The organism is Spirillospora sp. NPDC049652 (assembly GCF_040675125.1).
In the GTDB taxonomy this organism is placed as follows: domain Bacteria; phylum Actinomycetota; class Actinomycetes; order Streptosporangiales; family Streptosporangiaceae; genus Spirillospora.
Map to the genome: position 1 here is coordinate 1 of NZ_JBFAOF010000021.1, position 25,749 is coordinate 25,749.

The window sequence follows — 25,749 nt, forward strand, 5'->3', positions numbered from 1 at the left end:
GCCGAAGCGCTGCTCACCCACGCGCTGCAACCGCTCAACGCCGTCGCCGTGGCTGTGTGGTCGGCGGGCGCGGACGCCTCCCTCACCCTGGCGGGAGCCGCCGGGTTCGACCCCAAGGAGACGACCCGGTGGCGTTACGTGCCGCCCGGCATCGCCACCCCGGCGCGCGCGGCGCTGGTGGAACGCCGCCCGGTCTGGTTCACCTCCCTGAAGCGGGAAGGCCTCCCGTCGATCGGACGTCAGGCCTCCACCGCGGACGGCCGGGTCGCCGTCCCCGCCGGAACCGGAGGCCGCATCATCGGGGTGCTGGAGGTCTGCTGGCCCGGCCCGCCGCCGGAGCAGTCGGCCCGGCTCGAGCGCCAACTGGAGGCACTCGCCGAACTCTGCGCCCACACCCTCGAGTCCCACACCCTTCAGGCCTGGACCCCGGGCGCCCCGGACCAGCACCGGCACACGCGCGAGCTGGCCGAACTCACCGACCTCGCCGACGGGCTCCACGACTCGGTCATGGTGCTGCTCCCGCACCACGACGCCGAGGGCGCCCTGGTCGACTTCCGGATCCACCACCTCAACAGCCGCTTCGTGGACATGGCCGGACGCCCCGCCGGCGTCGTCGCCGGGACGCTGCTGCTGGAGTCCTACCCGCTGGCGGCCGACCGCGGCGGGCTGCTGGAGAAGATCGAACGGGTGCACGTCACCGGCGAGCCCTTCCGCGCCGAACGGGTCACCCTCACCTCACTGATCGGGCAGATCCCGCTCACCGTGGTCGCCGACCTCAACATCACCCGGCACGGCGCCGCCGTGCTGCTGGTCTGCAGGATCGAGGACGAGGCCGCCCGCCTGGCCAACCTCCTGCAGCACGCCCAGCGGCTCGGCCGGATCGGCGGCTTCGAGGAGAACGTCATCACGGGGGAGATCACCTGGAACAGCCAGCTCTTCGAGCTGTACGGGCTGTCCACCGAGTCCTCCCCGTCGCCGCTGACCGCCCTGCCCGCGCACGCGCACCCCGACGACGAGCCGGCGATCGGCCGGTTCCTCCGCACGGTCCTGCGCCACCACCGGCCGAGTTCGACGGCGTTCCGGTTGCGGCACTCGAACGATGTCGTCCGGCACCTGCGCGTCGTCGCCGAGCCGGTCCTGGACGACGCCGGTCATCTCCTCGCCGTGCGCGGCGCCTACCAGGACGTGTCCGCCCAGCACTGGACCGAGGTCGCCCTGGCCGCGACCCGCGACCAGCTCGCCCACACCGAGCAGCAGGTCGCCGAACGCAACCGGCTCGCCCTGCAGCTCCAGCGCGCCATCATGCCCCCCACCCGCGGCCCGATCAACGTCGGCGGCCTGCAGGTGGCGGTCCGGTACCGTCCCGCCGAACACGAACACCTGGTCGGCGGCGACTGGTACGAGGCGATCGTGCTGCCGTCCGGGCAGATCCTGCTCGGCGTGGGCGACGTCGCCGGACACGGCATCGACGCGGCCACCGGCATGGTCGTCCTCCGCAACGCGCTGCGCGGCCTGGCGGCGACCGGCGCCGGCCCGGCCCAACTGCTCGGCTGGCTGAACCTCGTCGCCAGCCACCTCACCGACCACGTGACCGCGACGGCGCTGTGCGCCCTGTACGACCCGTCCACCCGGATCCTGCGGTGGGCCCGCGCCGGGCACCTGGCCCCGGTGATGATCCGCGACGGCGAGACCTCCATGCTGCCGATGGTCCGGGGAATGCTGCTTGGCGTCCTCGACGACGGCGAGTACGAGGAAGGCACCCTCACCCTGGCCGAAGGCGACGTCCTCCTGATGTACACAGACGGGCTGGTCGAACGCCGCGACGGATCCATCCAGGACTCCCTGGACCACCTGCTCACCACAGCGCGCAGGCCCGCCGGCGACCTGGAGACCCGCCTGGACAACCTGCTCACCTACAGCAACGCCGACACCGACGACGACACCTGCATCGTCGGCATCCACCTCCCGACCCTCGACGGACCGCCCCAGACGCAGGCGGAGGGCGACGGGCACCTCTAAGCGGCGCTGCCACGACCACGGGAGATGCGACCGATGCGGCACCCACTGGCCGAGATCCACCGCATGTCCGAGCTCGTCGAGCCGATCGCCACCGTCACCTTCTCCGAGGTGCCCAACGAGGCGTTCCTCGCTCTGGGGATGCGCGACCCGGACGGCTACCTCATCGAGGTCGGTCAGGCCACGGGCATGCTCCACGGTGTCTTCGCCGACCGTCCCGCACCCGGCTAGAGGCGACGGCGACGGTTCGGCTGAGCCCTGTGCGCCGGCATGTTCGGCGCTGCCCGATCGCGAACGCCGCCGCCGGGGGAGCCCCGCATTCCCGAAGACCCCGGATTCCGCCTCCCGGACGAGGCCGATCATTCACCGTCGGCCGATCGCCGCGCGTGAGTCTGATGCTGGGTTGGGAGGAGCGTCTCCCGGTGGTCAGAGGGTCGGCGCGGTCAGGTAGTCACCGTGCTCCAGGTCGTCGAGGAGCGTCGGATGGGTGGGCGACCAGCCCAGCAGCTGTTGGGTGTAGGCGCTGGAGACGGGCCCGTCGAAGGCGTAGGCGAGGGCCATGAACGGGCTGATGTAGTGCCCGGCGGCCTGGTCCGGGGTCAGCGAGACCGTGGGCAGGTCCAGGCGCCGGGCGATCGTCTCCGCGATGCTCTTCATCGTGACGGCGCTCTCGCCCACCGCGTGGAGCACACTGCCCGCCGGGGCCTTCTCCACTGCCAGCCGGAACACGGTCGCCGCGTCGAGGCGGTGGACCGCGGGCCACCGATTGCCGCCATCGCCGACGTAGGCCGAGACGCCGGTCTTCCGTGCGGTGGCGATGAGCATGGGGATGAAGCCGTGGTCGTCCGGGCCGTGGATCGTGGGAGCGGGACGGACCACGCTCGCGCGCACCCCCCTGGCGGCGAAGTCCAGGCAGGCCCGTTCGCCCGCGATGCGGAAGGGGGCGAGTCCGGCCGGGTCGGGCTCGTCCTGCTCGGTGGCCTCCCGGCCGGAGGGCAGCACCAGCGTCCCCGAGGTGATGACCAGCGGCTTGCCCGAACCTTCCAGCGGCAGGCCGAGAGTCTTGATGGCGTTGGTGTCGCGCCTCATCATGTCGTCCGGGTCGGCGAAGTCGCCGCCGAAGGCCATGTGGACGACGCCGTCCGCGGCTTCGGCGCCGCTGTGCAGGCTGTCGAGGTCGTCCAGCGAGCCGCGGTGGACCGCGGCGCCCAGCGACTCCAGCCGGGCGGCCGAGGCGTCCGAGCGTGCCAGGCCGGTCACCTCGTGACCGGCCGCGAGGAGTTCGGCGACGACGGCGGGGCCGGTCTGACCGGATCCGCCAGTAACGAAGATGCGCATGAATCGGTCCTTCTGCCTGTTGGGCACCGACCGAACGGTCCAGTGCGGGCGGGGGACGCATCGGGCGTCAAGACGGCGGCCGCGTCGGCCGGCACGTCGAGTTCTTCCCTTCTCACGCGCCGGGTGCCGGGGCCGACGCCGAGGTAGCGTCAGTCGCTGACGTTACTTAGCGCCAGTCACTGACGTCAAGTAGCGCCAGTCGCTGACATGTGCGGTAGCCTTCAGGGGTGCCGAGAAGCGGAGCAGACGCGCGTCGCCGACTGCAGCAGGCTGCGCTGGAGCTGTACAGCGAACGCGGTTTCGACCAGACCACCACGGCCGAGATCGCCGCTCGGGCGGGAGTCACCGAGCGCACGTTCTTCCGCCACTTCCCCGACAAGCGGGAGGTCCTGTTCTGGGGCGAAGCGGACCTGCGCGCCGCACTGGTCGAGGAGGTCGCCGCCGCTCCCGACGGTCTGCAGCCGCTCGATGTCCTGCTGCTCGCATTCAGGAAGGCCGGACGAGTGCTGGAGGAGAACCGGCCCTTCTCCGGACCGCGACTGGAGCTCATCGCCAGGACGCCGGCACTGCGCGAACGCGACCTGGCCAAAGGCGCCTATCTCACCGAAGCCGTGGCGCAGGCACTACGTCAGCGGGATGTCCCCGGCCAGGTGGCCGACCTGGCCGCCCACACAGGCTGGGCCGCCTTCCACCACGCGGCCCAAGCGTGGATCGACGACCCGGCGCAGAGCCTGGACGCGCATCTCCTCCAAGCCTTCGACCTCCTGCGGACCCTCTCCGCGCCCGTCCCACCGAAGCGAGCGCGGCCGAGAAGCTGACCGGGACCTCCCCGCCCCTGGTCCACCACAGCCACACGACCGCAGGCTCGCTCAGGGCCGCCGCATCTGCGGGCCCCGGCCTGTCGGTCCAGGACCCGCAGCGGGCCCCGGGATCAGTGGCTTTCGGTGAGTTCCCCGGTGAGCTTGCGGTGCAGGTCGGCACTGACGTCGTCCAAGCGATGGGTGGCCGCTCCAGCCGCCGTGGCACGCGCCTCCAGCGGGCCGGTTCCGGTGGCGGTGAGTTCGGAGCGATTGGACGGACGGGCCGGAGGCTCAGGCGACGGGGGCGCCGGCGACGCGGCGCTCGCCGCCGTTGTGCTCCTGCCAGAGCCGGTACACCTCGACGGCGGCCTCGCGCTCCTCGTGGCGCATCGGCAGCCGGCGCTGCTGCCAGGGCTTGGCGAACTCGTCGTAGAAGGTGTCCAGCTCGAAGTACTTGCGGTCGTCGACGTAGTGCGGCTCGTACGCCTCGCGGGTGGTGAGGAAGACGACCTCGTCCGGCGAGCAGTAGTACAGCGAGCCCAGGCACATCGGGCAGGGATGGGCGAGGACGTAGATGGTCGCGCCGGTCAGGTGCTCGGTGCCCAGCTTCGTGCAGGCCTCGCGGATCGCGAGGATCTCCGCGTGCGCGGTCGGGTCGTTGGTCTGGGCGACCTTGTTCGGGCTCTCGGCGAGGATCTCGCCGTTCCGGACGATGACGGTCGCGAACGGGCGGCCGCCCTCGGCGACGTTCTGGCGGGCGATGTCGATGGTGCGCTGGACGAAGTCCATGAAAGTCCTCCGAGAGTGGAAGCGGAACGGGGGAAGGAGGCGGAACGCCGGACGCCGGTTCCGGCGTTCCGCCTCGTCGCCGTCCGAGTGCGACGGCGTGAGGGGGCCGTCAGAAGGGCTTGGTCGGCAGGTACTTGCCGTCCAGGGTGATGACGGCGCGCTCGCCGCCCTCGGGGTCGGCGACCTTCTTCACGTCGAGCCGGAAGTTGATCGCGGAGATGATGCCGTCGCCGAACTCCTCGTGGACCAGGGCCTTGAGGGTCGTGCCGTACACCTGGAGCATCTCGTAGAAGCGGTACATGGTGGGGTCGGTCGGGATCCGGTTCGGCATCGAGCCGCGAACCGGGACGGTCTGCAGCAGCGTCACCGCGTCCTCGTCCAGACCGAGCAGCTCGGCCACGGCCTTCGCGGACTCCTCCGGCAGCGGGTGCTGCCCGAGCACGGCGGCGGTGGTGAAGGCCACCGAGAGACCCGATGCCTCCGCGATCTGCTTCCAGGACAGGTTCTTGGCGGTCTTGGCCGCCACGGCCTTGGCGGCCAGGGCCTCGCGAGCGGTCTGCTCGAACTGGGCGTGCAGCATGGTCGGTACGTCCTTGTCTGAAGTGGGGTTGTCGGGCCGGTCAGGCGGCGAGTACGGCACTGGTGCCGGTGAGGTCCTCGACTCGGCCGGTGGGGATGTCGAAGACCCAGCCGTGCAGGGTGATCTGCTCGTCCGCCAGGGCCTTGGCGACCGAGGGATGGGTGGCGAGGTTCGCCAGCTGCGCGAGCACGTTCTGCCGCACCAGAGCCGGGACGCCATCCCCGGCGGCGGTCCGGGCCACCGAGGCGTCCGCGAGCCGGAGCCAGGAGGCGACCGACGGAGCGGCGCTGAGGTCGTGGCCCTCGGCGAGGGCGGTCATCGCGCCGCACGCGGAGTGGCCGCAGACGATGACGTCCTTCACGCCCAGGGCGGCGACGGCGTACTCGATGCTCGCCGCGACCCCGTCGGCCCCGGGGCGGTAGGCGGGCACCAGGTTGCCGGCGGTGCGGATGACGAACAGGTCGCCGGGCTCGGCGCCGGTGATCAGCTCGGGCACCACCCGGGCGTCGGAGCAGCCGATGAACAGGGTGCTCGGCGAGTGATGCGCGGCCAGGCGAGCGAAGAGCTCCGCCCTGGCGGGGAAGACGTCGCGCTGGAAACGGGCGACGCCCTCGGTGAGGTCGTGCATGGTCACCCCCTTCGGGGGAGATTCGGTTCCCTTTCGGGCTGATAAATCCACCATGCATGACCTGCGACTATAGAGTCAAAGAGTTATTGGCAATGAACTCTATTGCTGTCGTCTATAGTTGGGTTCATGCCCGTCCTCGAACTGCGCCACCTCCGCTACCTGCTGGCCGTCGCCGACCACGGCAACTTCACCCGGGCCGCCAAGGAGCTGCACATCTCCCAGCCCACGCTCTCCCAGCAGATCAAGCAGTTGGAACGGACGGTGGGCGTGCTGCTGCTGGACCGCACCGGCCGCACGGTACGGCTGACCGACGCCGGAGCCGTCTACGCCGACCATGCCCGGCGCGCCCTGCGCGACCTGGCCGCGGCCGAACGCGCCGTCCACGACGTCCAGGACCTCTCCCGCGGCCACCTGCGGCTGGGAGTCACTCCCACGTTCACCGCCTACCTCGTCGGCCCGCTCACCGCCGAACTCCGCACCCGCCATCCCGGCATCGGCCTCACCCTGACCGAGATGCCCCAGGACCAGCTGGAAACGGCCCTGCTCGCCGATGACCTCGACCTCGGCATCGCCTTCGCCGGCCCGCACCTGCCCGGCATCGCGGCCACCGCCCTGTTCACCGAGACGCTCAGCCTCGTCATCAGCGCTTCGCGCGCGCGGACAACGCCCAGCCCGCTCCCGGTCCACGCCGTCAGGGACGAGCAGCTCGCCCTACTCAGCGGCGACTTCGCCACCCGCGGCCATATCGACGCCTACTTCGCCCGCCACCGGGCCACTCCGCGCATCACGGTCGAGGCCGGCTCCATCCAGGCCATCACCGAGATCGTCCAGTGCACCCGCCTGGCGACCGTTCTGCCCGACGCCATCACCCACGACCATCCCCACCTCGTCCCCGTCCCGCTCGACCCGTCCATGCCCACCCGGACCGTCACCCTGCTGCATCGCGAGAACGCCTACCAGAGCGCCGCCGCCCGCGCCTTCACCCACCTCACCCACGATTTCGTCCACAGCCGCGGTTACACCCCGCCCCCTGACCGGCCGCCTGACCCACCTCGGCCGCTCGACGACGTACGCCACCCACCTTCTTCACCGACGAGGCAGACGACGCAGGCGGCAGCGTTGGCGGCGGGTGCGAGAGTGCGGCGCGAACGGCGGCTACGACTGCCGCTGCACGCGGCGGTGACCGGGACGGCCGGTACGGCTGCGACTGCGTGGACGTCTCGTCGTCGCCCTGCTCATTGGCCGGCTCCTCGACCGTATTGAGCGCGCCAGGTTGCTGCCCCTGGGGCGAGACACGCCAGGCGCGACTCGCCGATTCCGATCACACGTCGTCATGAAAGACGCCCGTCCACAAATGGTCAGCGAGGCAGGGACGGCGACGGCGGTGCGCGGCCTGTGGTGCGATGCCTCGCTGACCGATCTTGGAGGACATGTGCGACGGGTGTTGTTGGTGCTCACCGCTTCCCTGATGGGGGCGGCTTCAGCGGTGGTGGGTCCGGCGGGAAGCGCCGACGCCTCGGCCTGCCGCCAGGCGGTGGGTGTTGTGGTCTCGCCGAACCCGGTGGTCGGCGGGACGAAAGCCACGGCGAAGGTCCACCTGAAGTGCGCGGCCGGTGCCCATGGCCTGGCACTGAAGGTGTCGGCGGCCGGGCCGGCCACACCGCACTCGATCCGGATGCCCCGCCGCGCTCACTGGGCCACCTTCAAGGTCACCACCCATCAGGTGCGCAAGGCGGAGGCCCACTGGCTTCAGGTCGGCTCAGGTCGCCTGCGCGCGCGGACCACACTGCGCGTCCTGCCCGCCGTGAAGCCCCCGGCGCCGGCGCGGCTTTCGACCCTCACCGTCGCGCCCAACCCGGTGGAAGGCGGCGACAACGCCACCGGGACCGTCACGTTGACCCGCCCCGCGCCCAGCACCGGGCTGCCGGTCCACCTGGTCAGCAGCAATCCCGCCATGGCCCAGGTGCCGTCCCAGATCACGATCGCGGCGAATCGCACGTCAGCCGACTTCGTCATCGGCACGAACGTGGTGAGGCCGCTCGGCGGCACGGCCCGGAACGCGAAGGCGTCCAACGTGCTCGCGGGCATTTCCGCGTCCATCTCCGACGGGCGGAAGCTGGGCCCGGTCAGCTTGACGTTGCAGCCCCGGATGGCCTTCACCCTGACCACCGACCGCGACTACGTGCGGCCGGGCCACCCGCTGACCGGCACGGTCGTCCTCTCCCGGGCGGCGCCCGCGGGCGGCATCGTCGTCTCGGTCGGAAGCGATGACCGCGAGGTCACGCTCAGCACCACGTCCGTGCCCATTCCCGCCGGAGCCGTCTCGGGGACATTCCAGGCGATCGCGGCCGCCCAGGCCGCCCCGCGCCAGTTCGTGATCACAGCCTCGATTCCGCACATGACCAGCCAGAACATTCTGCATGTGCGGAGGGCCGGCAACCTCGACGCGCTCTCAGGCACCCGCGAGCAACTGCCCAACGGAACGTCGGTCACGGAGACCGTGTCGCTGACCGATCCCGTCGACCACGACTCGATCGTCACCCTGACAAGTGAGGACCCGAACGTGACGGTGCCGGACCGGGTCGTCGTCCCCGCCGGGAGGACCTCCGCCCCCTTCGTCCTGAAGGTGGGCACGCTCGCGACGGGAAAGCGGGTATGGGTGACCGCCTCGCTCGACGGGGACACCGTCCGGCAACTGTTCCGAGTCGGCCCCAACGGTCTGGCGTCCTTCACCGTCCCCGGCCAGGTGACCGCGGGCCAGGGTTTCACCGGCGAGGTGCGGCCGGTCGCGGACGTGAGCGAGGACTCGGTCGTCACGCTGACCAGTAGCGATCCCCACCTGGTTCTCCCCGCCACCGTGACCGTCCTGAAGGGCTACGAGTACGTGACGTTCACCGGCACGACGACCGGACCGGTCACCGCCCCAACCCCGGTGACCGTCACCGCCTCCTGGGCCGGCAGCACCCTCACCCGAACCATCACCCTCAACCCCTGACCAACCTGAATGGCCCTTTGATCCACGACCTGGATCAAAGGGTCATTGCCATGTTCGTTGGGGTGAGGCGTGAGGCGTCTCCCCGCCCCGTCGTTAGCTCAGGTGGGTGACGGCTGTCGTCCCGACCCGGACGGAGGGAAGCCGTTCGGGCCGGGAGCGACCCGACATCGGCTCGGGGACGAGGGAGGGGTCGGCATCAGTGGCACGTCAGGTGTTGACGGCCTCGACCTTGCGCCAGCGGGCCTCGATGAAGGAGTACACCCCGAAGACCGTCAGGCCCGCCGCCACCGCGACCAGCAGCCACGGGCCGGCGGGCGTGCCGGCGAACTGGCGCAGCGTGCCGTCCAGCCCCTTGGCCTTGCCCGGGTCGAAAGTGACGGCGGCATAGATCAGGAAGGCGCTGATCCCCCCGAACACCAGGCCGCGCGCGACGTGTCCGGTCACGCCCACGATCGTGGCGATCTGGCGCATGCGGCGGTTCATCTGCTCGGTTTTGAGTTCCTTCAGGAACTTGCGCATGACCGCCTTGAAGAGCATCACCACGCTGAAGGCCGCGACCGCGATGCCGAAGGCCAGCACCAGCCAGCGTCCGCCCGGCTGGCCCATCGCCTTGGCGGTGAAGGACTGGGACTGCTGATCGGACGACTTGCCCTTGTTGCCCAGCGCGAAGCCCAAGGTGCCGACGAGCGTGGCCGTGTAGAAGACGGCCCGGCCGAGCGAGGCCAGCCGCTTGCGCGGCTTGTGGCCGTTGGGGACCGGCTGCCCGTACAGCGCCTCGGCGTACTGCCACAGGGCCAGGCCGGCGAACCCCACCACGATCACCCAGACCAGCACCTTGCCGCCGGGTGTTCCCATCACGGTCGCCAGGGCGCCCTTCTGATCGGCCTCGCCGCCTCCGGAACCGAAGGCGACCTGCACGGCGAGCACACCGATCAGCACGTAGATGACTCCGCGACCCGCCAGCCCGATCCGGGCGAGGTGATGGAACCATGAGTGGCCCGCGGCTCTCCGCCCCTTCTGCCGCACCTGTTCCGTCGCCGCATTGGACGCCATACCGCCACCTTTCTTCTGCGCAGCGGTGCGTCCCCTATCTGTGTCCCGCCAAACCCTCAGCCTGAACGGACGTTCATCACCTTGTCCTTGACCGGCGCGGTGCGGCGAAAGCAGAGTCCCTCCCGTGGCAAGGAGCGGGAGGCGCCTCGTGAAGAAGGCCGGCGAGCCCGGCCGGGGTGATCGGTACACGCGGCGGGCGACAGGTCTGGCGGCGGGTCCCGCCTGGTCTGGCTCCGGCCTGGCCAGGGAAGGGTGGCCGCGCCCGCCGGCCGACAGCGTACGGCGGTTCTGGAGGTGAGCCTTGAGGAGAAGGAGTTCATCGAGGAAAGGGACACCCTCATGCGCACCCCTGACGCTCAGGAGTCGATGCTGCGGCACGCCGCCGCCGACGCCGAGGTCCGAGACCGGCTGCTGGAACGGCCTGCGGACTTCGGTGTACTCGATGTAGCGGTGGTCCCCGGGTCCGTCGAGCAACCCGACACCGAAGCCCTGGCCTACTGGACCACGGGCTTGGCGGCCATCGACGTCTACGCCTGCTGGACCACCTGCAGCGAGGGCCTCTACACGATGGTCTGCGACGGCATGACCAAGTAGCAGCGGAAACCGCTCCGCACGTCGGCTGGGCGGGGGCGCTGGACCGTGTTCACGACCCGCAGGTCCGGGATTCTGGTGCTAAGCGGCGTGCAGACTCTGGAGGCGCGGGCCGCGCGGTGTGATGCGCCGAACGACATCCATGGCCGATACCAGGGCGGACTCCTGGCTTGCCACGCCGTTGGTGTGGTTGCCCGCGAAGTAGAGGCCGCCGATTCCCTGCGCCGCTTCCAGGCGGCGGCGTGCCTGGATCATGTCGGGGGTGACGAGCAGATGCTCGAAGTCGGCACGGCACAGCATGCGCTCGGGAAGGCGGTCCCGCTGGATGATCTGGCTTTTGAAGACCGGGATTCCGTGCACTGGTTCCAGCCAGTCGCAGCTTTCGCAGCGGTCGCCGTCCACCACCAGGTTGCTGGTCGCCCAGTGCGCCCGGTCGTCCGGCATATAGAGGGGGTCGAGGTGCAGCGCGTAGGGGGCTGGGGTCGTCCGGAACCGACTCAGGCATGAGTGCAGTTCGTCGGCGCCGGCCAAGGGGGCGAGCAGGCGCAGCGCTGACGGCGGCGGCACCGCCAGGACCAGCCGGTCGACCAGGTGCCGTTCCCCGGCCGCGTCGAGCAGTTCGAACCCGTCGTCGTGACGGCGTATCTCCTCCAGCGCGGTGCCGGTCTTGACCTTCGCCCTCGGCGCTCCCGCCGCCAGCGCCCAGGCGAGCCCTTCCAGGCCGGGGACGAGCTGCTGCCATTGGGCCTCGCCCCCGCCGGCCACGTAGAAGTGGATCGCCGCGCGTGCGGAGATCTCCTTGACCTGCTCGATCCCGCAGCAGAACAGCGAGGCGGGGCGGGCGTACAGCAGATCGGTCTTCAGCTTTTCCGGAACCGGCAGCGGATCGACCAGTTCTTGGAACGGGACGCACCAGTCGACGTCCCGCTCGTACCAGTCGACGGCGCGCTTCAGGAAGAGGCCGAGCACTTCCCACGCCTTCCCCTCGACCGTCCGCATGGGATACCGACTGCGGCCGTCGGCGGGCGTGACCAGCAGTGGTGTCGCAGTACCGAACCGCCGCACGGAGAGCGAGGCGGGAATGGGTCGGATGTCCTCGTCGCGGTAGTCCAGAAGGGCGAGCAGCCGGCGGTGCAGGGGAAAGCCTTCGGCGGAGATGTCCTGGGCGCCGAGTTCGATCGACACCTGCCGTCCGTTCAGCCGCACCGGCACGGAACGCGCGTTGCCGCCTATCTCGTCCCGGCTCTCCAGGATCACGGTCTCGGCTTCTTCTCCCAGGAGCCAGGCGACCGCGAGTCCGGCGATTCCTGCTCCGGCTATTCCAACGCGCATGGCCTTCCTCCTGAGGGGGCACTGGATTTCGCCTTGTTGTGGGAAAGGCACGTGCTCATCTAGCGTCCGGCGGGGGAGTTGCTCCGCGCCCCTGCCAGGGGGACCCGCGTCGGCGCACCGCACTGTGATCTCATGGTCCGGCGTGCCGGTGGCCGGCTCCCTTCTCTCCTCTATCCACCGCGCTGACTTCTGGATGACGTCGTGCTGACGGATGCCTGACGTTCAGGACGGGACGGGGTCGGCCCTCATGGGCACCCTGCTGATCTGGTGGCCTGCCTTGATCCCCTCAGTGAGCGTCGTCAGGCGTCCACGGGGCGTAGTCCGGGTGGTGCCAGAGCCTCCCCGGACCGGGGTTGCCGGGGAAGTCGTCGCCGCCGAGGGCATGGGCGACGCCCCACACGGCGTTGAGGGCCGAGGTCAGAGCGTGGTCCAGCCAGCCGGCCGAGAAGGAGACGGCGTCTCCGGCGAGGAACAGGTTGTCGGCCGGTTCGCCGGGGACGGACTTGGTGAAGTGCGCGGCGAGATCGCGTTGCATGGCGTACTCGCCGGGACGGACGAACCGGCAGATCCCGCGGAAGTTCGGCTCGTTCTCCCACGAGACGGTGAAGGTGTTGCCGGCGGTGACGTGGTCGCGGATGCGGTCGGCCAGTTCGGGGAAGATGCGCGTCAGTTCCCGCAGGTGCAGGTCGAGGCGTTCGTCCAGGGACGAGGCGGCGAGTTTGGTCGCGTCGCGCCCCCAGGTGTACCCGAGGCCGAGTACGCCGGGCCCGTCGCCGCCTGGGGGAGGGAGCGTGTAGACGCAGCGCGGCGTCGTGTCGGTCAGGGTGACGCCGTCCATGCCGGTGCCCCGCCAGAACGGCTCGCTCACTGAAACGATCTTTGCTGAGGGCCAGGGCACCCCGGCGCGCAGCGCCGACCGCAGCCGGCGGCCGAACGGGGCGCCCGGGCCCGTCCGCGGGATGTCGATGCCGGTCTCGATGACGGCGGGCTGGGGCGTGAGGACGGCGGCGGGGTAGGTGACCGTGCCCTCGTCGTCGGTGACGGCGACCCGGCCGTCCCGGGTGGTCCGCAGCGCCCGCGCGCGCCCTCGGGGCGTGCCCCCGTGCAGCTCCTCCAGGCTGGCCGGGGGGTCGTGCGGGCGTTCCGCCCGGGTCGTCCACCAGCGTTCGGCCAGGGCGGCGGAGCCGTCGCTCAGGTAGTAGCTGGTCGCCTCCCCGGTGGTCAGCACGAGCCGGAACATCTCGACCGCCGAGATGTCGAAGAAGGCGTCCCAGCCGCCGGTGCCGAACCCCGCCGTGCCGAACAGGCGCGCTTGGGCGGGGTCCATGGCGGCGGTCGCCGGGTCGGTGAGGAACCGCTGGAAGCTCCAGGTCTCGTACTTCTCCAGGAGGTGGTTCCAGCGGCTTTTGACGGCCTTCAGGTCGCGGTCGGCCAGGTCCTGCTGGAGCCGGGTCAGCCCGACCCGGTCGAGTGCCTCCCGCCACAGGTCGTGGATCCGGCGGAAGGCGGGCTCGCGGGCGAACAGTTCCTCCGGCGAGGACACCGCGATGCGGCGGCCGTCGACGTCGACCGTCGTGTGGGCCACGTCGTCCGCGAACGCCTCGGGGAACACGCACCGTTCGAGGGAGAACCGGTCGACGTACTGGGCGAGAAGGAGTCCGGTGTCGGGGAAGCGCATGCAGCCGAGTTCGGCCCGGGTGTCGCCGGGACCGAGCCGGCGGCTGTGCATCCGGCCGCCGAGGCGGCGCCCGCCAGGACCGTCGGGGTCGTGCTCGGCCTCGTAGAGGACGGGGACGACCCCCATGCGCAGCAGTTCGAACGCGGCGCATAGCCCGGCCGCCCCGGCCCCGATCACCGCCACCCGGACCCGGCCGAGAGCCTCCTCCGGCAGAGAGGCCAGCGGAGCGTCGAAGGAGGCGTAGCGGGCGTAGTCGAAAGGGAAGTCCGGCTGGAGTCCGGCGCCCGAGCGCCGCCCCGCGCCCGGCGCCCGTACCTGGTCGGGGATCATGCGGTCTCCTCTGCGTGGGCTCCGCGCGGCCCGTCACGGCGAGGCGCCCGTCCGCCGGTCAACGGCGGAGGTGGACGGTTCCGTCCTTCATGACGAAGCGCACGTCGCCCATACGGTCGATGTCGTGGAAGGGGTCGCCGGCGACGGCGACCAGGTCGGCGCGGCAGCCGGGGGCGAGGCGCCCGAGGTCGTCGCGGCCGAGGACGCGGGCGGCCGCCGAGGTCGCCGCGCGCAGCGACCGCAGCGGGCTCAGCCCCGACTCCACCAGGACCGGGAACTCGCGCCAGTTGTCGGCGTGGTCGAACATCCCGGCGTCGGTGCCGAAAGCGATCTCCACGCCGCTGCGGGCGATCCGCCGCAGCCCCCGGCGGAGCGCGGGCGCGTAGGCGCGGAACTTCGCCTGGGCGGCGTCCTCGGCCCAGAAGGAGTCGTCGTCGAGCCGGTCCAGGTAGTAGGAGAGCACGTACTGGGTCGGCACCACAGGTATCCGCCGTTCGGCGAGCATCGCCAGCGTCCCCTCCTCGGCCAGCGTGCCGTGCTCGATCGTCGACACACCCGCCGCCGCCGCCCGGCGCACCCCGGCGTCGGAGAGCACGTGGCAGGCGGTCGGCAGTCCGCGGTCGCGTGCGGCGGCCACCAGGGCGGCTGCCTCCTCGGGCAGGTAGCCGAGTTCCTCCGGCCCGTCCAGGGCGGAGGTGAATCCGCCGCTGAGGGCGAACTTGATCCAGTCGGCGCCCGCGCGCGCCTGCTGGCGCACCGTCCGCAGGATCTGCGCGGTTCCGTCGGCGATCGCGCCGTTCTCGAGCCGGTGCGCGGTTCCGGGCGGGGTGTGGTCGCCGTGCCCGCCGCTCGCGGAGATGATGCGCGGGGCCACGCTGATCCGCGGGCCGCGCACCACCCCTCGCTCGACCGCCCGGCGCAGTTCGATGGTGACGGGGGCCTCGACCGGGCAGCCCAGGTCCCGGACCGTGGTGAAGCCGTTGTCCAGCAGCGCGTGCAGCCGGGGCAGCGCCCGCAGCACGGCGGCGGCCGGCCCTTCGGTCTGGGTCACCAGGTGGACGTGGCAGTCGATGAGCCCGGGCAGCAGGGTGACGTCGCCGAGGTCGAGGGCCTCCGCGCCGCGGTGCCTCCCGCGGCGGCCGGTCACCTCCACCACACGGCCGTCCCGGACGAGCACCGCGGTGGGGCCCCGGGCCTCCGCGGAGGTTCCGTCCCACGCCCGGTCGGCGGAGACCACCACCTCGGAGGCCATCATTCCCTTTCCGTTCCGCCGTCCTCGCGGAAAAGGGATCAGCGGAATCCGTCGGTGAACGAGAAATGGGAAGCGGGGCGGTCGCATCGCGAAGGCCGTGCTCTCATGGGACAACCGGGTCGGCGTGCTGTCAATACGCCCCGGCGGTTTCTGGCCCACGGAAGCGGGTGACGGCGCTCCGGAGGCAAATGACGGCGCTATGCCGCGGTCTGCTCAGCGCCTTTCTTGGTTCTCACGCTGCTCTCCGGTAAGAACGGCCGCACCTTTCTCTCGGGCCCGTCGCAGAAATCTCTTTCGGGTGGCCCGATGTCAGCCCGGCGTCAGCGAAACGTCAAACCTCTGGGGAGGAACACGGATCGGACAAGCGCGGAAAGCAGAGGAACATCATGACGACGGCATCATCGGAGCGGTCCGGCACCCAGGCGCGGACACTGGCGGACGAACTGCGCCGCCTCCGCGAGGAGAGCCCCATCGCCAATCCCGTCCTGGAGCTGGCGCGCGACGACCGCATCGAACTGGAGCACCTGCGAAGGCTGGTGGGCGTCGAGCTGCAGTGCCACCGCGCGGAGCTGGCGGCCTATGGGACGGTCATGGCCCGTTACCCGCACAGCCCCACGGCAGGGCTCTACCTGGCGGTCGGACGGCTGGTCTACGACGCGCACGCCAAGCTGCGGGAGTGCGCGGCGGCGCTGGACATCCCCGCGGAACGGATCGGCACATGGCCGCCGGGGCCGGCGGCGTACGCCTTCAGCGGCTGCATCTCCTGGCTGGCGCTGCACGGCGGGCAGGCCGACAACGCCCTCGCCCTGCACTGCGACATGACCGTGTACTTCCCCGACTGCGCCTCGCTGGTCGAGCTGCTGCGCGACAAGGGGACCAAGGCTCCGCAGGAGTTCTTCGACTACTACGAGGGCGGGCAGTCCGACGAGCTGGAGCAGCAGGCCCTGGACGTGGTCCAGTACGGCCTCGACCAGGGTGAGGACGCGGCCACGGCGCTGTCGCGCGCGCGCCTGCTCGAAGAGAACATCGGCCGGTTCTGGCAGGCGGCGGCGGCCCTGGACTAGCCGCGTTTCCCCCCAGAGGGCCTCGGTCAAGACGATCACTACCGCGAAGGGCGAAGATGTCCCACGACCATGTGCGAGCCTGGAACGACACCGCGCGCCCGTATCCGCGGGACGCGCTGCTGCCGGAGCTCTTCAAGGCACAGGTGCGGCGGACGCCCGACGCGCCGGCCGTGACGGGCGGCGGTGTCACCCTGACCTATCGGGAGCTCTCCGCCCGCGCCGACGCCCTCGCACGGGTCCTCCGCGATGACCACGGGGTGGACACCGGCGCCCGGGTGCCGCTTCTGCTGGAGCGGTCGCCGGAGGCGATCGTCGGCATCTGGGGCGTCCTGAAGGCCGGCGGCGCGTACGTTCCGCTGGAGCCCGACCAGCCCGACGCCCGCCTTCAGGACGTGCTCGACCGCCTGGACGCCCCGTGCCTGGTCACCCGGGACCGGTGGCGGAAGAGGCTGAACGCCCCGCGGGTCCTGGTCGCGGAGGAGCCGCTGCCGCCGGCGTCCGAGCCGCCGGCCCTCACCGGGGCCGCCACCGATCCGGCGTACGTGCTCTTCACCTCCGGCTCGACCGGGCGTCCCAAGGCCGTGGCGGTGCCGCACCGGGGGCCGGTCCGGCTCGTCGTCAACTCCGGCTACATCACCATCGGCCCGGACGATGTGTTCCTGGCGACCACCAGCCCGTCCTTCGACGTCTCCTGCTTCGAGATCTTCGGCGCGCACCTGCACGGCGCGCACCTGGTGCTGCCCGAACCGGAGGCGCTGCTGTCCCCGCCGGACCTGGCCGCGGAGATCGAGCGGCACCGCGCCGGGATCATGTGGCTCACCTCGGGCCTGTTCCACCAGCTGGGCTTCGCCGAGCCGGCCATGTTCCGGCCGCTGCGCCACCTCATCGTGGGCGGCGACGTGGTCAACCCCGACTGCGTCCGGGCCGTCCGGCGCGCGGGCCCGCCGGGGCGGCTGATGAGCGGGTACGGCCCCACCGAGAACGCGACCTTCTCCAGCGTCCACCACGTGACCGGGCTCCCGGACGACGCGCAGAGCGTGCCGATCGGACGGCCGATCGGCAACTCGACCTGCTACGTGCTCGATCCGGACCGCTCTCCCTGCGCGCCGGAGCAGGACGGCGAGCTGTACGTCGGCGGTGACGGCGTGGCGCTCGGCTACGTCGGGGACCCCGAACGCACCGCTGAGCGGTTCCTGCCCGATCCGTTCTCGGACCGCCCGGACGCGCGGATGTACCGGACCGGCGACCGGGCCCTGTGGCGCCGCGACGGCGTGCTGGAGTTCCTCGGGCGCATGGACCGGCAGGTGCAGATCCGCGGCTACCGCGTCGAGCCCGGCGAGATCGAGGCGGCCGCGATCGCCCACCCCGATGTGCAGGACGCGAAGGTGACCGTCGACGCCCCGGACTCCGGGGACAAGTCCCTGGGACTGTGGGCCGCGTCCGCCGAGCCGCGGGAGGGGAAGGGCCGCCGCGCCTTCGCGCGCAGGCTGCGCGACCACCTCCGGGGCCGCCTGCCCGGCTTCATGGTGCCCGCGCGGATCAGCGTGGTCGAACGGCTGCCGCTCGGACGCACGGGCAAGGTCGACCCCGAGGCCGTCAAGGAGCTGGCGGCGGAGTCCGCCGGCGCGGGTCCGGACGACCCCCCGCGCGGCGGCACCGAACAGGTCGTCGCCCGCGTCTGGGCGGACCTTCTCGACATCGGCGAGGTCCGGCGCACCGACGACTTCTTCGACCTCGGCGGCCAGTCGCTCCAGCTGGTGCGCGCCGTCAGCACCCTGCGGGAGCAGCTGGAACTGCACCAGGTGCCCGGGCGGGCGCTGGTGCGGCTCCTGCTGGACAACCCGGTCCTGCACGAGTACGCGGCCCGCCTCGACGAGGCGCGGCAGGGGAACACCGGCCCGCAGGAGTCCGCGGTCGACTTCCGGCGGGAGGCCGAGCTGGACGGGGGCCTGCGGTTCCGCGCGGCGGCGCCGTCCGCACCGCACCGCCCGGACGGCATCCTGCTCACCGGCGCGACCGGCTTCCTCGGCGTGTTCCTGCTCCGCCGGCTGCTCGACACCGCCGACGCGGAGATCGTCCTGCCCGTGCGGGCCGCGAGCGCCGAGGAAGGCCTGCGGCGGGTCAGCACGGCGCTGCGCCGCTACGGCCTGTCCACCTCGGGTGTGGCCGGACGGGTGCGCGCGGTGCCGGCGGACCTCGCCGAACCCGGCCTCGGCATCGCCGCCCCGGAGCGGCGCGACCTGGCCGCCGCCGTCGGCAGGATCGTGCACAACGGGGCGCACGTCAACTTCCTCTACCCCTACGGACGGCTGGCCGCCGTCAACGTCGGCAGCGTCCGCGAGCTGCTCGCCCTGGCCGCCGAGCACCCCCCGAAGGAGTTCCACTACATCTCCTCGGTCGCCGTGCTGGCCGGGCTCGGCGCGCAGGGCGTGGAGAGCGCCGCCGAGGACGCGCCGTTGGGCGACCCCGACCTGCTGGCGCAGGGCTACGCCGAGACCAAGTGGGTCGCCGAGACCCTCCTGCGCGCGGCGGCCGACCGCGGCCTGCCGGTCAGCGTCTACCGGCCGCACGAGATCACCGGAACCCGCGACCGCGGCCTGCAGAACACCGGCACGCTGATGAGCGCCCTCATCAAGGCGGTCGTCGAGACCGGCCTGGCGCCGGACGCGCCGATGCCGCTGAACTTCACCCCCGTCGACTACACCGCCGAGGTGCTGGCGCACCTGCTGTTCGGCGAGCCGCCGGAGGGCCGGGTGTACCACGTCGTCAACCCCGAGCCGGCGCCGTTGTCGCTGCTGGCCGAGCGCGCCGCCGCCCTCGGGTACGAGATGCGCGAGATGCCCTACGACGCGTGGGTGGCGGAGATGGCCCGCCGCGCCGCGCGGGATCCCGCCAGCCCGCTCGCCGCCTACCTCCCCCTCTTCACCGAGCGGTCGCCCCGGACCGGCCTGTCGGTCACCGAGTCGTACTTCTCCGGCAACATGCCGGAGCTGGAACGGGCGAACTTCGTCCGCGCCACCGACGGAGCCGGGTACCACTGCCCTCCGGTGGACGCCGGCCTGGTCGACCTGTACCTGCGCTCGTTCGCCGAGACCGGCTTCCTCGCACCGCCCGGGCGGCCGCCGGTGTGATCCGCAGGACGGGCTGGTCTCATCCGACCAGGAGGACCGTCCCGGTGCGGCCCCGCCGGGCGGCGTGCCGGAGGGCCGAGGCGAAGTCGGCCAGCCCGTACCGCGCCTCCACCGGGGCGGCGAGCTCGCCCGACCGCACCCCGTCCAGCACCGTCGCGGTGAGGTCGGCGCGGGCCCGCTCGCCGAGGCGGCCCAGGCGCTCGGGCAGCCAGAAGCCGCGGACGTCTATGGAGCGGAACACCAGGTCGTCCGGGTCGACGGTCAGGGGTTCGCCGGACATCATCCCGTAGACCAGGAGCCGCCCGCCGTCGGCCAGGCAGCGCACCGCGCCGCTGCCGGCCGCCCCTCCGACGGAGTCGAGGACGGCCGCGGCTCCGCGCCCCCCGGTGAGCCGCCGGACCCGCTCCGCGACGTGTCCGGGTGACCCGGCGACGACCTCGGCGCCGAGCGCGGCGAGGTCCTCCCGCCTGCCGGCGTCGCGGACGACACTGACGCAACGCACGCCGCGCGCTCTCATCAGGCGCGTCACCATGCGCGCCACCGCGGACGCGCCGCCGGTCTGGACCAGCCACTGCCCGGGCTCCAGCGCCAGTTCCCGGACAAGCAGGACCGCCGTGGCGGGGTTGACCGTCAACCGGCACCCGGCCTCGTCGCCGACGTCGTCCGGCAATGGAACCAGGTCCGTGCGGGGGACCACGACGTAGTCCTGCCAGGTGCCCGGCGCGTCCACGGCCACCCGCGTCCCGGGCGCCAGGGCGACGTCCGGCCCGCACTCGTCCACCACGCCGGCCCCCTCGAAGCCGACGCCGGAGGGCGGCTCCGGGCGGCGCCCGTACCGCCCCTCGACGAAGAGCAGGTCGGAGGGGTTGACGGGCCGCGCGGTGACCCGGACCCGGACGTGCCCGGGCGGCGGGACCGGGACGGGGACCTCGCGCAGGGACAGGACGTCGGCGGGGGAGCCGGGCCGGTCGAACCTGATCGCCCGCATGAGGCCGCCGGTGGCGGGCGCGGCCGGGGGGCCGCCGGGCGCGCTCATTCCGACAGCGCCGATCGCCAGAACCGGCTCAAGTTCTCTTCCATCAGCCTGCCGACACGCTGCGCCCGCACCGGGTCGTCACCGGCGTCCAGCCCTTTCTGCAGGAAGGCGAGGGCGGCGTCGCACAGGTCGCCGGGAAGACCGGAGGGGGAGTAGTAGTCCACCAGCTCGCCGGGGACGCGGAGGCTGGTCGCACGGAGGGCCTCGGCGACCCGCGAGCTGTCGGCGTAGTAGCGGTCCAGGTCGACATGGACCGCCGCGCCGATCGCGGCGCGGTCGGCGCGGAGGGCGACCCAGCTCAGGAAGGCGGGATAGGCGAGCGCCTCCGCGCCGGCCGGCACCTGCGCCAGGTGCTCGTCGTCCATCCCCATGGCCCGGGCGCACTCGATGACCTTGGGACGGGCCTGATGGGCCATCTCGCCCAGGGCCTGGAAGAGCTCGTCGGGATGGCGGAGCCCCATCAGGGCGTACGCGCTGATCTCCGCCGCGCTGGCATGCGACTCGACATGGATCAAGCGGCGCAGGTCCTCCTCCGTCACCCGGTCCTCGCGGAGCCGGGCCAGGAAGTCGTTGCGGACCGGAGGCCGGCCCTCGGCTCCGGAGATGTCGTCGAGCAGCGTCCGGGCGGTGGGGTGGTAGGGGGAGTGGTGCATCATGCTTCGCCTTCGTAGGAGTGGGCGGCGGCCTTCCACAGCAGCGCCATGTACTGGTCGCAGAGCCGGCCGGCGTCCAGGGCGGCGGCGGGGTCGTCGCCTTCCTCCAGACCGGTCCGCACGACCTGCAGCGCTTGGTCGTTCTGCCGTTGCGACGGGACGCCGGTGTAGTACTCGGCGAACTCGTCGGTCGGCTCGGGGCCGTTGCGGCGCAGAGCGTCGACCAGGGCCGCGGAGCCGCCGTAGTAGACGCCTTCGGGGTCAGAGTACAGAGCCAGCCCCGCAGCGGCGCGGCTGGCGTTCAGCCCGAGCCAGGACACGTACGAGCAGAAGCCGTGCGCGGTGATGTCGCGCCGCATCGCGGTCGGAGCGACGGCCCCGGCCCCGGCCCCGGCCCCGGGTCCGGTGCCGGTCCGCGCGCCGATGCTGCGGGCCACGTCGGCCAGCCGGGACCTGGCCTCCTGCACGACCCGGGCCACCTCGATGAGGAACCCGCTCACCGGCCCCTGCGGGAACCGCGCCAGCAGGCAGCCGTAGGCGGCCAGTTCGGCGCCGTGGTACATGTCCTCGATCAGCACGACGTTGCGCAGGTGGGCGACCGTGACGTGCCCGCCACGCGCCATCTCCAGCAGAGGGTTCTCCTCTGGGGAAGCGGCTCGCAGGCGCGCCAGTTCCGCAGCCAGTTCCCGAGCCAGTACCGCAGCCGGTTCCACCGCTGGAAGACGCTCGGCGTCCGATCGGTGCACGGCTCACTCCATTCGGGCGACAACGCTCATCGCCCTGGCTCTACCCCACCTGAGATATCGGTAGCTGGTACTTAGGTCCTGGGACAAAGGCTCCATTTCCGCACCCGCGCCGAAGGCCGCACCGGTGTCGAAGGCCGTGCCGCAGGAAGCCGTCCCGCAGGAAGCGGTCCACGCTCTCCGGCGGGACCGCGGGTGTCAGACCGCCTTCGTGGATTCGTCGCCCTGGGAGGAGGAGTCCAGGATCGAGCGCATGCGGCGCTGGAGGTCGGGCGACGGGGACAACCCGGCTTCCTGGGCCAGCGACAGCCGGAGGCGGTGGTACGCCTGCAGGGCGTCCCCGGCGCGCCCGGCCCGTGCCAGGGCGACCATGAGCTGCGCGCACAGGCGCTCCTCCAGCGGATGGTCGAGCACCAGCTGCTCCAGCCTGGGAATGATCTCCAGATGCCGCCCGAGGGCGAGCGCGAGCTCGACCAGGCCGGTGAGCACCATGAGGCGCTCCCGGTCCAGCCGGTGCACCTCGGCGTCCCTGATCGGGCCGGAGGGCACGTCCTGGAGAGCGGGGCCGCGCCAGAGCGCCAGCGCCGAGCGGTACAGGGCGACCGCCTCTTCGGGGCGGGTGGTCTTGAGCGCGTTCGCCTGGGTGTAGCGCTGGCGGAACTGCCAGAGGTCCACCGAGCGCTGCGGCACCTCCAGGAGGTAGCCGGGGTAGCGCGTTCGCAGGGACACGGGCGCCTGGGTGTGCGCCTGCCATGCGGCGAGGCTCGCGCGTATGCGGGAGATGTGGGCCTGAAGCGCGTTCTCCGCTCCCGGCGGGGGATCGTCCCGCCATACCTCCAGCACCAGGTCCGCGAGGGAGACCACCGCGTTGGCGCGGATGACCAGCGCGGCCAAGATGCTCCGCCGCTTCGGCCCGTTGATCTCCAGGATCGAATTCTTGCAGCGGATATCCAGCGGGCCCAGCAGCCTTATATTCATTGCCGCGCGTTTCTTTTCGGTGAACGCGAGTCTTCTGGTCCAGGTGAATGCCGACGGCGACCGCCGTCGCTGCGATCCGCCGACGGTCCAGACAATCCTATGAAATTGATATGCCCATGTCAACGACATGTCTTGATCACTGCGGAACGACGACCGGAGGGGGAGTTGAATCTATTTTTCGAAGATCCGCCCGAACTCGGCGTGCGTTTTCCCTGTCGCCGAAAAGGATTCAGCGAACTGCGTCAGTTGATTGTCAGAGAGCTGTCAGCCGGGTGTCAGGACGAGGGGCAGACTCATGGTGCGCACCGCGCGGAGGCCCTGCTGCCGGGCATCGCCAGGCGCGGCCCCGGACGCCGGCACACGACAGGAGACGGCCATGTCGCACTCTTCCTCCCCCTCCCCGCACTCCCCGGTCATCCCGACGATCGACATCGCCGGCGGGCGCGCCGTGCAGCCCGCCGGCATCGCCGGGCTCGACGACCCCGGCGACCCGCTCGGGATCATCCGCAGCTACCGCGCGCAGGGCGCCACCCGCGTCTTCCTCGACGTTCAGGACGCGTGGGCCGACAGCGCCGCGAGCCTGTCGGTCATCCGGCAGGCCCGCGACACCGGGCTCTCCCTGTGGGTCACGGTGGCCAACGGCATCGTGCCGTCGGACAAGGAGCTCGAGTCGCTCTTCGAACTCGGGGCCGACGCGGTGGGCCTCAGCACGACCTCGGTCGAACGGCCCTCGACGCTGCACACGGCCGCCCAGCGGTTCGGGACCGAGCGCGTCCTCGGCGTCATGAACGTGCAGGGCTCGGGGGACGGCCGGTGGAACGTCGTCATCCAGGGGGACGAGCAGGAGACCCCGCTGGACGCCGTCACCTGGGCGCAGATGCTCACCGACCTCGGGGCCGGCCACATCCTGCCCAACAGCCTCGACCGGGAGGGGACCGGCGCCGGATACGACCTGGACCTGGTGAGCGCGATGGCGGCGGCCGTCCACGTACCGGTGATCGCGTCAGGGGGCTGCGGCACCCTGGAGCACCTCCGCGAGGGCCTGGCGGGCGGCGCGGCCTACGTCCTCACCCAGAAGATGCTCCACGACGGCAGCCACACCGTGGCCGAGGCCAACTCCTACGTCCAGGCCGGCCACTCGGGATCCTGAGCCGACGGGAGCCGATCATGGAGGACGGGAGCGCGGCGGCCGCCCGGCGGCGTCCCGCCGCACCCGGCGTCCGGGCTCTTGAGCCGGATGCCCGGGCACGGCCGCACGGCCCCGCGACCGAAAGATCATGCTGCGGGCGGCACGAGCAGGCGGTGGCCCGGATCGGCGCGGCGATCGCGGACGCCCGGGAGACGCTGCTCCGGCAGGCCGACCTCATCCGGTCGCTGGAGGCCGCGCAGGCCGGGATCGTCGCGAGCTGCGTCCCGGAGGAGGACGCCGCCGGCGTGCCGGCGGCCGCCGCGGCGTGGGGGATCGCCTCCGCGCAGCGGCTGACCGGCCGCGAGCACCAGGTCCTGGTGCTCCTGGGTGCGGGGATCACCAACCGCGGCATCGCCCGCCATCTGGACATCTCCGACAGGACGGTCCGGAACCACGTCCATGCCATCTTCGGCAAGCTCGGCGTGCACAGCCGGACCGAGGCCGCGCTCGTGGCCGTGCGGAACGGCCTCCTGCGCCCGTGACGGCGCACCGCCGGTGGGCCGTCACCGGCCCGGCGGCGCGGCGTGGCTCATCCGGGGAGGCGGTGGACCCGGCCCTGCTTCATCACGAAGCCGACCTCGCCGAGCACCTCCATGTCGGCGAGGGGATCGCCGGGGACGGCGACCAGGTCGGCGACGGCTCCCTCGCGGACCCGCCCGAGGTCGGCGCGGCCCAGCAGGTCGGCGGCGACCGAGGTGGCCGCCCGCAACGCCCGCGCCGGGGTGACGCCCCAGCGCGCCATGGTGGGGAACTCCCGCCAGTTGTCGGCGTGGTCGAACATCCCGGCGTCGGTGCCGAACGCCAGCGTGAGGTCGCTGCGGCCGATGCGGCGCAGGCCCGCGCGCAGCGCGTCGGCGTTGCCGGCGACCAGCTCCCGGGCGCCGGGTGGTTTCCCTTCCCAGAAGGCGTCGTCGTCGAGGCGCTCCAGGTGCAGGTGGCCCACGTAGAAGGTGGGCACGAGCGGCCGGCCGCTCTTCGCGATCAGACCGAGGACGTCGTCGGAGCACAGCTGGGCGTGTTCGATCGTGGTCACCCCCGCGTGCAGGGCGCGGCGCACGCCCTCGTCGGTGAAGGCGTGCGCGGCGGTGGGCAGGCCGCGGTCGCGGGCCGCGCGGACGAGCGCGGCCATCTCGCGCTCGCTGTATCCGACGTGGTCGGGGCGGTCGAGCCTGTTGATCATTCCGCCGGTGGCGGCGAACTTGATCCAGTCGGCGCCGTCACGGGCCTGCGTCCGCACGGTCCGCTCGATCTCCTCGACGCCGTCGGCGAGCGCGCCGCTCTCGCAGGCGAAGCCGGGGGAGGTGCCGTCGCCGTGGCCGCCGCGGGAGGAGATGATGCGCGGGGCGACGAACAGCCGGGGCCCTTGGAGGTGCCCGGCCGCCACCGCGTCCCGCACCGCCACCATGGCATGGCCCGGGCTCTGGGCGCCGAGGTCGCGGACGGTGGTGAAGCCGTGGTCGAGCAGCGTCCGCAGGACGGGCACCGCCGCCAGCGCCTCGTGCGCGGCCGACTGCGCCTTCGCCAGGTGCACGTGGCAGTCGATGAGACCGGGCAGCAGCACCGCGTCCCCGAG

General features: G+C 72.0%; 23 protein-coding genes. 10 read left to right on the top strand and 13 right to left on the bottom strand.

What is annotated here, in order from left to right; all coding sequences use genetic code 11:
• Together AB0J52_RS03190 and AB0J52_RS03195 are read left to right on the top strand one after the other, a co-directional pair.
• On the top strand, positions 1 to 2,019 hold a 2,019-nt coding region (locus AB0J52_RS03190; protein WP_500179907.1), incomplete at its 5' end, for a GAF domain-containing SpoIIE family protein phosphatase.
• A gap of 33 nt (positions 2,020 to 2,052) precedes the next feature.
• The gene (locus AB0J52_RS03195; RefSeq protein ID WP_500179908.1) at positions 2,053 to 2,247 is read left to right on the top strand and encodes a hypothetical protein; all 195 of its coding nucleotides are present in this window, start codon (positions 2,053 to 2,055) and stop codon (positions 2,245 to 2,247) included.
• 195 nt (positions 2,248 to 2,442) lie between these two features.
• Here the strand turns inward: AB0J52_RS03195 and AB0J52_RS03200 are convergent, their stop codons facing one another.
• On the bottom strand, positions 2,443 to 3,354 hold the full coding sequence (locus AB0J52_RS03200; RefSeq protein ID WP_500179909.1) for an SDR family oxidoreductase: 912 nt from the start codon (positions 3,352 to 3,354) through the stop codon (positions 2,443 to 2,445).
• Between the two features lie 227 nt (positions 3,355 to 3,581).
• Between AB0J52_RS03200 and AB0J52_RS03205 the strand changes: the two genes are divergently transcribed.
• A complete protein-coding gene (locus tag AB0J52_RS03205) occupies positions 3,582 to 4,172 on the top strand; it encodes a TetR family transcriptional regulator (protein ID WP_500179910.1) in 591 nt (196 codons plus the stop codon).
• A 273-nt stretch (positions 4,173 to 4,445) separates the two neighbouring features.
• Here the strand turns inward: AB0J52_RS03205 and AB0J52_RS03210 are convergent, their stop codons facing one another.
• The 3 genes from AB0J52_RS03210 to AB0J52_RS03220 form a co-directional block, all read right to left on the bottom strand.
• Positions 4,446 to 4,943 (bottom strand): nucleoside deaminase, encoded by a 498-nt coding sequence (locus AB0J52_RS03210; protein WP_500179911.1) that lies wholly within the window; start codon positions 4,941 to 4,943, stop codon positions 4,446 to 4,448.
• A 109-nt stretch (positions 4,944 to 5,052) separates the two neighbouring features.
• Positions 5,053 to 5,523, bottom strand: a complete 471-nt coding sequence (gene cynS, locus AB0J52_RS03215) for a cyanase (protein WP_500179912.1) — start codon at positions 5,521 to 5,523, stop codon at positions 5,053 to 5,055.
• 40 nt (positions 5,524 to 5,563) lie between these two features.
• Entirely contained in the window at positions 5,564 to 6,151 is a 588-nt protein-coding gene (locus AB0J52_RS03220; RefSeq protein WP_500179913.1) for a carbonic anhydrase, read from the bottom strand.
• A 126-nt stretch (positions 6,152 to 6,277) separates the two neighbouring features.
• Between AB0J52_RS03220 and cynR the strand changes: the two genes are divergently transcribed.
• Positions 6,278 to 7,414, top strand: a complete 1,137-nt coding sequence (cynR, locus tag AB0J52_RS03225; RefSeq protein ID WP_500179914.1) for a transcriptional regulator CynR — start codon at positions 6,278 to 6,280, stop codon at positions 7,412 to 7,414.
• Between the two features lie 10 nt (positions 7,415 to 7,424).
• Positions 7,425 to 9,146, top strand: a complete 1,722-nt coding sequence (locus AB0J52_RS03230; RefSeq protein ID WP_500179915.1) for a hypothetical protein — start codon at positions 7,425 to 7,427, stop codon at positions 9,144 to 9,146.
• Between the two features lie 207 nt (positions 9,147 to 9,353).
• Here the strand turns inward: AB0J52_RS03230 and AB0J52_RS03235 are convergent, their stop codons facing one another.
• Positions 9,354 to 10,199, bottom strand: coding sequence for a DUF1206 domain-containing protein (locus tag AB0J52_RS03235; RefSeq protein ID WP_500179916.1), 846 nt, complete (start codon positions 10,197 to 10,199; stop codon positions 9,354 to 9,356).
• A gap of 339 nt (positions 10,200 to 10,538) precedes the next feature.
• On the opposite strand from AB0J52_RS03235, the gene AB0J52_RS03240 reads away from it, so the two are divergent.
• Entirely contained in the window at positions 10,539 to 10,793 is a 255-nt protein-coding gene (locus AB0J52_RS03240) for a cinnamycin family lantibiotic (protein ID WP_500179929.1), read from the top strand.
• Between the two features lie 78 nt (positions 10,794 to 10,871).
• On the opposite strand, the gene AB0J52_RS03245 is transcribed toward AB0J52_RS03240, so the two are convergent.
• From AB0J52_RS03245 to AB0J52_RS03255, 3 genes are all read right to left on the bottom strand, one after another.
• The gene (locus AB0J52_RS03245) at positions 10,872 to 12,122 is read right to left on the bottom strand and encodes an FAD-dependent oxidoreductase (protein ID WP_500179930.1); all 1,251 of its coding nucleotides are present in this window, start codon (positions 12,120 to 12,122) and stop codon (positions 10,872 to 10,874) included.
• 286 nt (positions 12,123 to 12,408) lie between these two features.
• On the bottom strand, positions 12,409 to 14,130 hold the full coding sequence (locus AB0J52_RS03250; RefSeq protein WP_500179917.1) for a flavin monoamine oxidase family protein: 1,722 nt from the start codon (positions 14,128 to 14,130) through the stop codon (positions 12,409 to 12,411).
• Between the two features lie 58 nt (positions 14,131 to 14,188).
• Positions 14,189 to 15,385, bottom strand: a complete 1,197-nt coding sequence (locus AB0J52_RS03255) for a metal-dependent hydrolase family protein (protein ID WP_500179918.1) — start codon at positions 15,383 to 15,385, stop codon at positions 14,189 to 14,191.
• A 383-nt stretch (positions 15,386 to 15,768) separates the two neighbouring features.
• Between AB0J52_RS03255 and AB0J52_RS03260 the strand changes: the two genes are divergently transcribed.
• Positions 15,769 to 16,446 (top strand): hypothetical protein, encoded by a 678-nt coding sequence (locus tag AB0J52_RS03260; protein ID WP_500179919.1) that lies wholly within the window; start codon positions 15,769 to 15,771, stop codon positions 16,444 to 16,446.
• Between the two features lie 56 nt (positions 16,447 to 16,502).
• Entirely contained in the window at positions 16,503 to 19,577 is a 3,075-nt protein-coding gene (locus AB0J52_RS03265) for a non-ribosomal peptide synthetase (RefSeq protein ID WP_500179920.1), read from the top strand.
• 19 nt (positions 19,578 to 19,596) lie between these two features.
• Here AB0J52_RS03265 and AB0J52_RS03270 read toward each other — a convergent pair whose 3' ends face one another.
• The 4 genes from AB0J52_RS03270 to AB0J52_RS03285 all read right to left on the bottom strand — a co-directional run bounded on the left by AB0J52_RS03270 (position 19,597) and on the right by AB0J52_RS03285 (position 22,987).
• Positions 19,597 to 20,613, bottom strand: coding sequence for a zinc-dependent alcohol dehydrogenase family protein (locus AB0J52_RS03270; protein WP_500179921.1), 1,017 nt, complete (start codon positions 20,611 to 20,613; stop codon positions 19,597 to 19,599).
• On the bottom strand, positions 20,610 to 21,269 hold the full coding sequence (locus AB0J52_RS03275) for a hypothetical protein (protein WP_500179922.1): 660 nt from the start codon (positions 21,267 to 21,269) through the stop codon (positions 20,610 to 20,612). The genes AB0J52_RS03270 and AB0J52_RS03275 overlap by 4 nt, the downstream gene beginning before the upstream one ends.
• Complete coding sequence (locus AB0J52_RS03280; RefSeq protein ID WP_500179923.1) at positions 21,266 to 22,012, bottom strand: hypothetical protein; 747 nt, start codon at positions 22,010 to 22,012, stop codon at positions 21,266 to 21,268. Before AB0J52_RS03280 ends, AB0J52_RS03275 begins: the two co-directional genes overlap by 4 nt.
• Positions 22,013 to 22,207: 195 nt before the next feature.
• Positions 22,208 to 22,987, bottom strand: coding sequence for an AfsR/SARP family transcriptional regulator (locus AB0J52_RS03285; protein ID WP_500179924.1), 780 nt, complete (start codon positions 22,985 to 22,987; stop codon positions 22,208 to 22,210).
• A gap of 376 nt (positions 22,988 to 23,363) precedes the next feature.
• Between AB0J52_RS03285 and AB0J52_RS03290 the strand changes: the two genes are divergently transcribed.
• Together AB0J52_RS03290 and AB0J52_RS03295 are read left to right on the top strand one after the other, a co-directional pair.
• Positions 23,364 to 24,137 (top strand): HisA/HisF-related TIM barrel protein, encoded by a 774-nt coding sequence (locus tag AB0J52_RS03290; protein ID WP_500179926.1) that lies wholly within the window; start codon positions 23,364 to 23,366, stop codon positions 24,135 to 24,137.
• A 17-nt stretch (positions 24,138 to 24,154) separates the two neighbouring features.
• The gene (locus tag AB0J52_RS03295; RefSeq protein WP_500179927.1) at positions 24,155 to 24,658 is read left to right on the top strand and encodes a helix-turn-helix transcriptional regulator; all 504 of its coding nucleotides are present in this window, start codon (positions 24,155 to 24,157) and stop codon (positions 24,656 to 24,658) included.
• A gap of 47 nt (positions 24,659 to 24,705) precedes the next feature.
• On the opposite strand, the gene AB0J52_RS03300 is transcribed toward AB0J52_RS03295, so the two are convergent.
• On the bottom strand, positions 24,706 to 25,749 hold a 1,044-nt coding region (locus tag AB0J52_RS03300), incomplete at its 5' end, for a metal-dependent hydrolase family protein (protein WP_500179928.1).

Bases quoted from the DNA above. Each gene is read 5' to 3' on its own strand.
- AB0J52_RS03265 (WP_500179920.1), top strand. From the start codon at position 16,503: ATGTCCCACGACCATGTGCGAGCCTGGAACGACACCGCGCGCCCGTAT.
- AB0J52_RS03200 (WP_500179909.1), bottom strand. From the start codon at position 3,354: ATGCGCATCTTCGTTACTGGCGGATCCGGTCAGACCGGCCCCGCCGTC.
- AB0J52_RS03270 (WP_500179921.1), bottom strand. From the start codon at position 20,613: ATGAGCGCGCCCGGCGGCCCCCCGGCCGCGCCCGCCACCGGCGGCCTC.
- AB0J52_RS03290 (WP_500179926.1), top strand. From the start codon at position 23,364: ATGTCGCACTCTTCCTCCCCCTCCCCGCACTCCCCGGTCATCCCGACG.
- AB0J52_RS03220 (WP_500179913.1), bottom strand. From the start codon at position 6,151: ATGCACGACCTCACCGAGGGCGTCGCCCGTTTCCAGCGCGACGTCTTC.
- AB0J52_RS03255 (WP_500179918.1), bottom strand. From the start codon at position 15,385: ATGATGGCCTCCGAGGTGGTGGTCTCCGCCGACCGGGCGTGGGACGGA.
- cynR (WP_500179914.1), top strand. From the start codon at position 6,278: ATGCCCGTCCTCGAACTGCGCCACCTCCGCTACCTGCTGGCCGTCGCC.
- AB0J52_RS03195 (WP_500179908.1), top strand. From the start codon at position 2,053: ATGCGGCACCCACTGGCCGAGATCCACCGCATGTCCGAGCTCGTCGAG.
- AB0J52_RS03250 (WP_500179917.1), bottom strand. From the start codon at position 14,130: ATGATCCCCGACCAGGTACGGGCGCCGGGCGCGGGGCGGCGCTCGGGC.
- AB0J52_RS03285 (WP_500179924.1), bottom strand. From the start codon at position 22,987: ATGAATATAAGGCTGCTGGGCCCGCTGGATATCCGCTGCAAGAATTCG.
- AB0J52_RS03260 (WP_500179919.1), top strand. From the start codon at position 15,769: ATGACGACGGCATCATCGGAGCGGTCCGGCACCCAGGCGCGGACACTG.
- AB0J52_RS03295 (WP_500179927.1), top strand. From the start codon at position 24,155: ATGGAGGACGGGAGCGCGGCGGCCGCCCGGCGGCGTCCCGCCGCACCC.
- AB0J52_RS03210 (WP_500179911.1), bottom strand. From the start codon at position 4,943: ATGGACTTCGTCCAGCGCACCATCGACATCGCCCGCCAGAACGTCGCC.
- AB0J52_RS03245 (WP_500179930.1), bottom strand. From the start codon at position 12,122: ATGCGCGTTGGAATAGCCGGAGCAGGAATCGCCGGACTCGCGGTCGCC.
- cynS (WP_500179912.1), bottom strand. From the start codon at position 5,523: ATGCTGCACGCCCAGTTCGAGCAGACCGCTCGCGAGGCCCTGGCCGCC.
- AB0J52_RS03275 (WP_500179922.1), bottom strand. From the start codon at position 21,269: ATGATGCACCACTCCCCCTACCACCCCACCGCCCGGACGCTGCTCGAC.
- AB0J52_RS03240 (WP_500179929.1), top strand. From the start codon at position 10,539: ATGCGCACCCCTGACGCTCAGGAGTCGATGCTGCGGCACGCCGCCGCC.
- AB0J52_RS03235 (WP_500179916.1), bottom strand. From the start codon at position 10,199: ATGGCGTCCAATGCGGCGACGGAACAGGTGCGGCAGAAGGGGCGGAGA.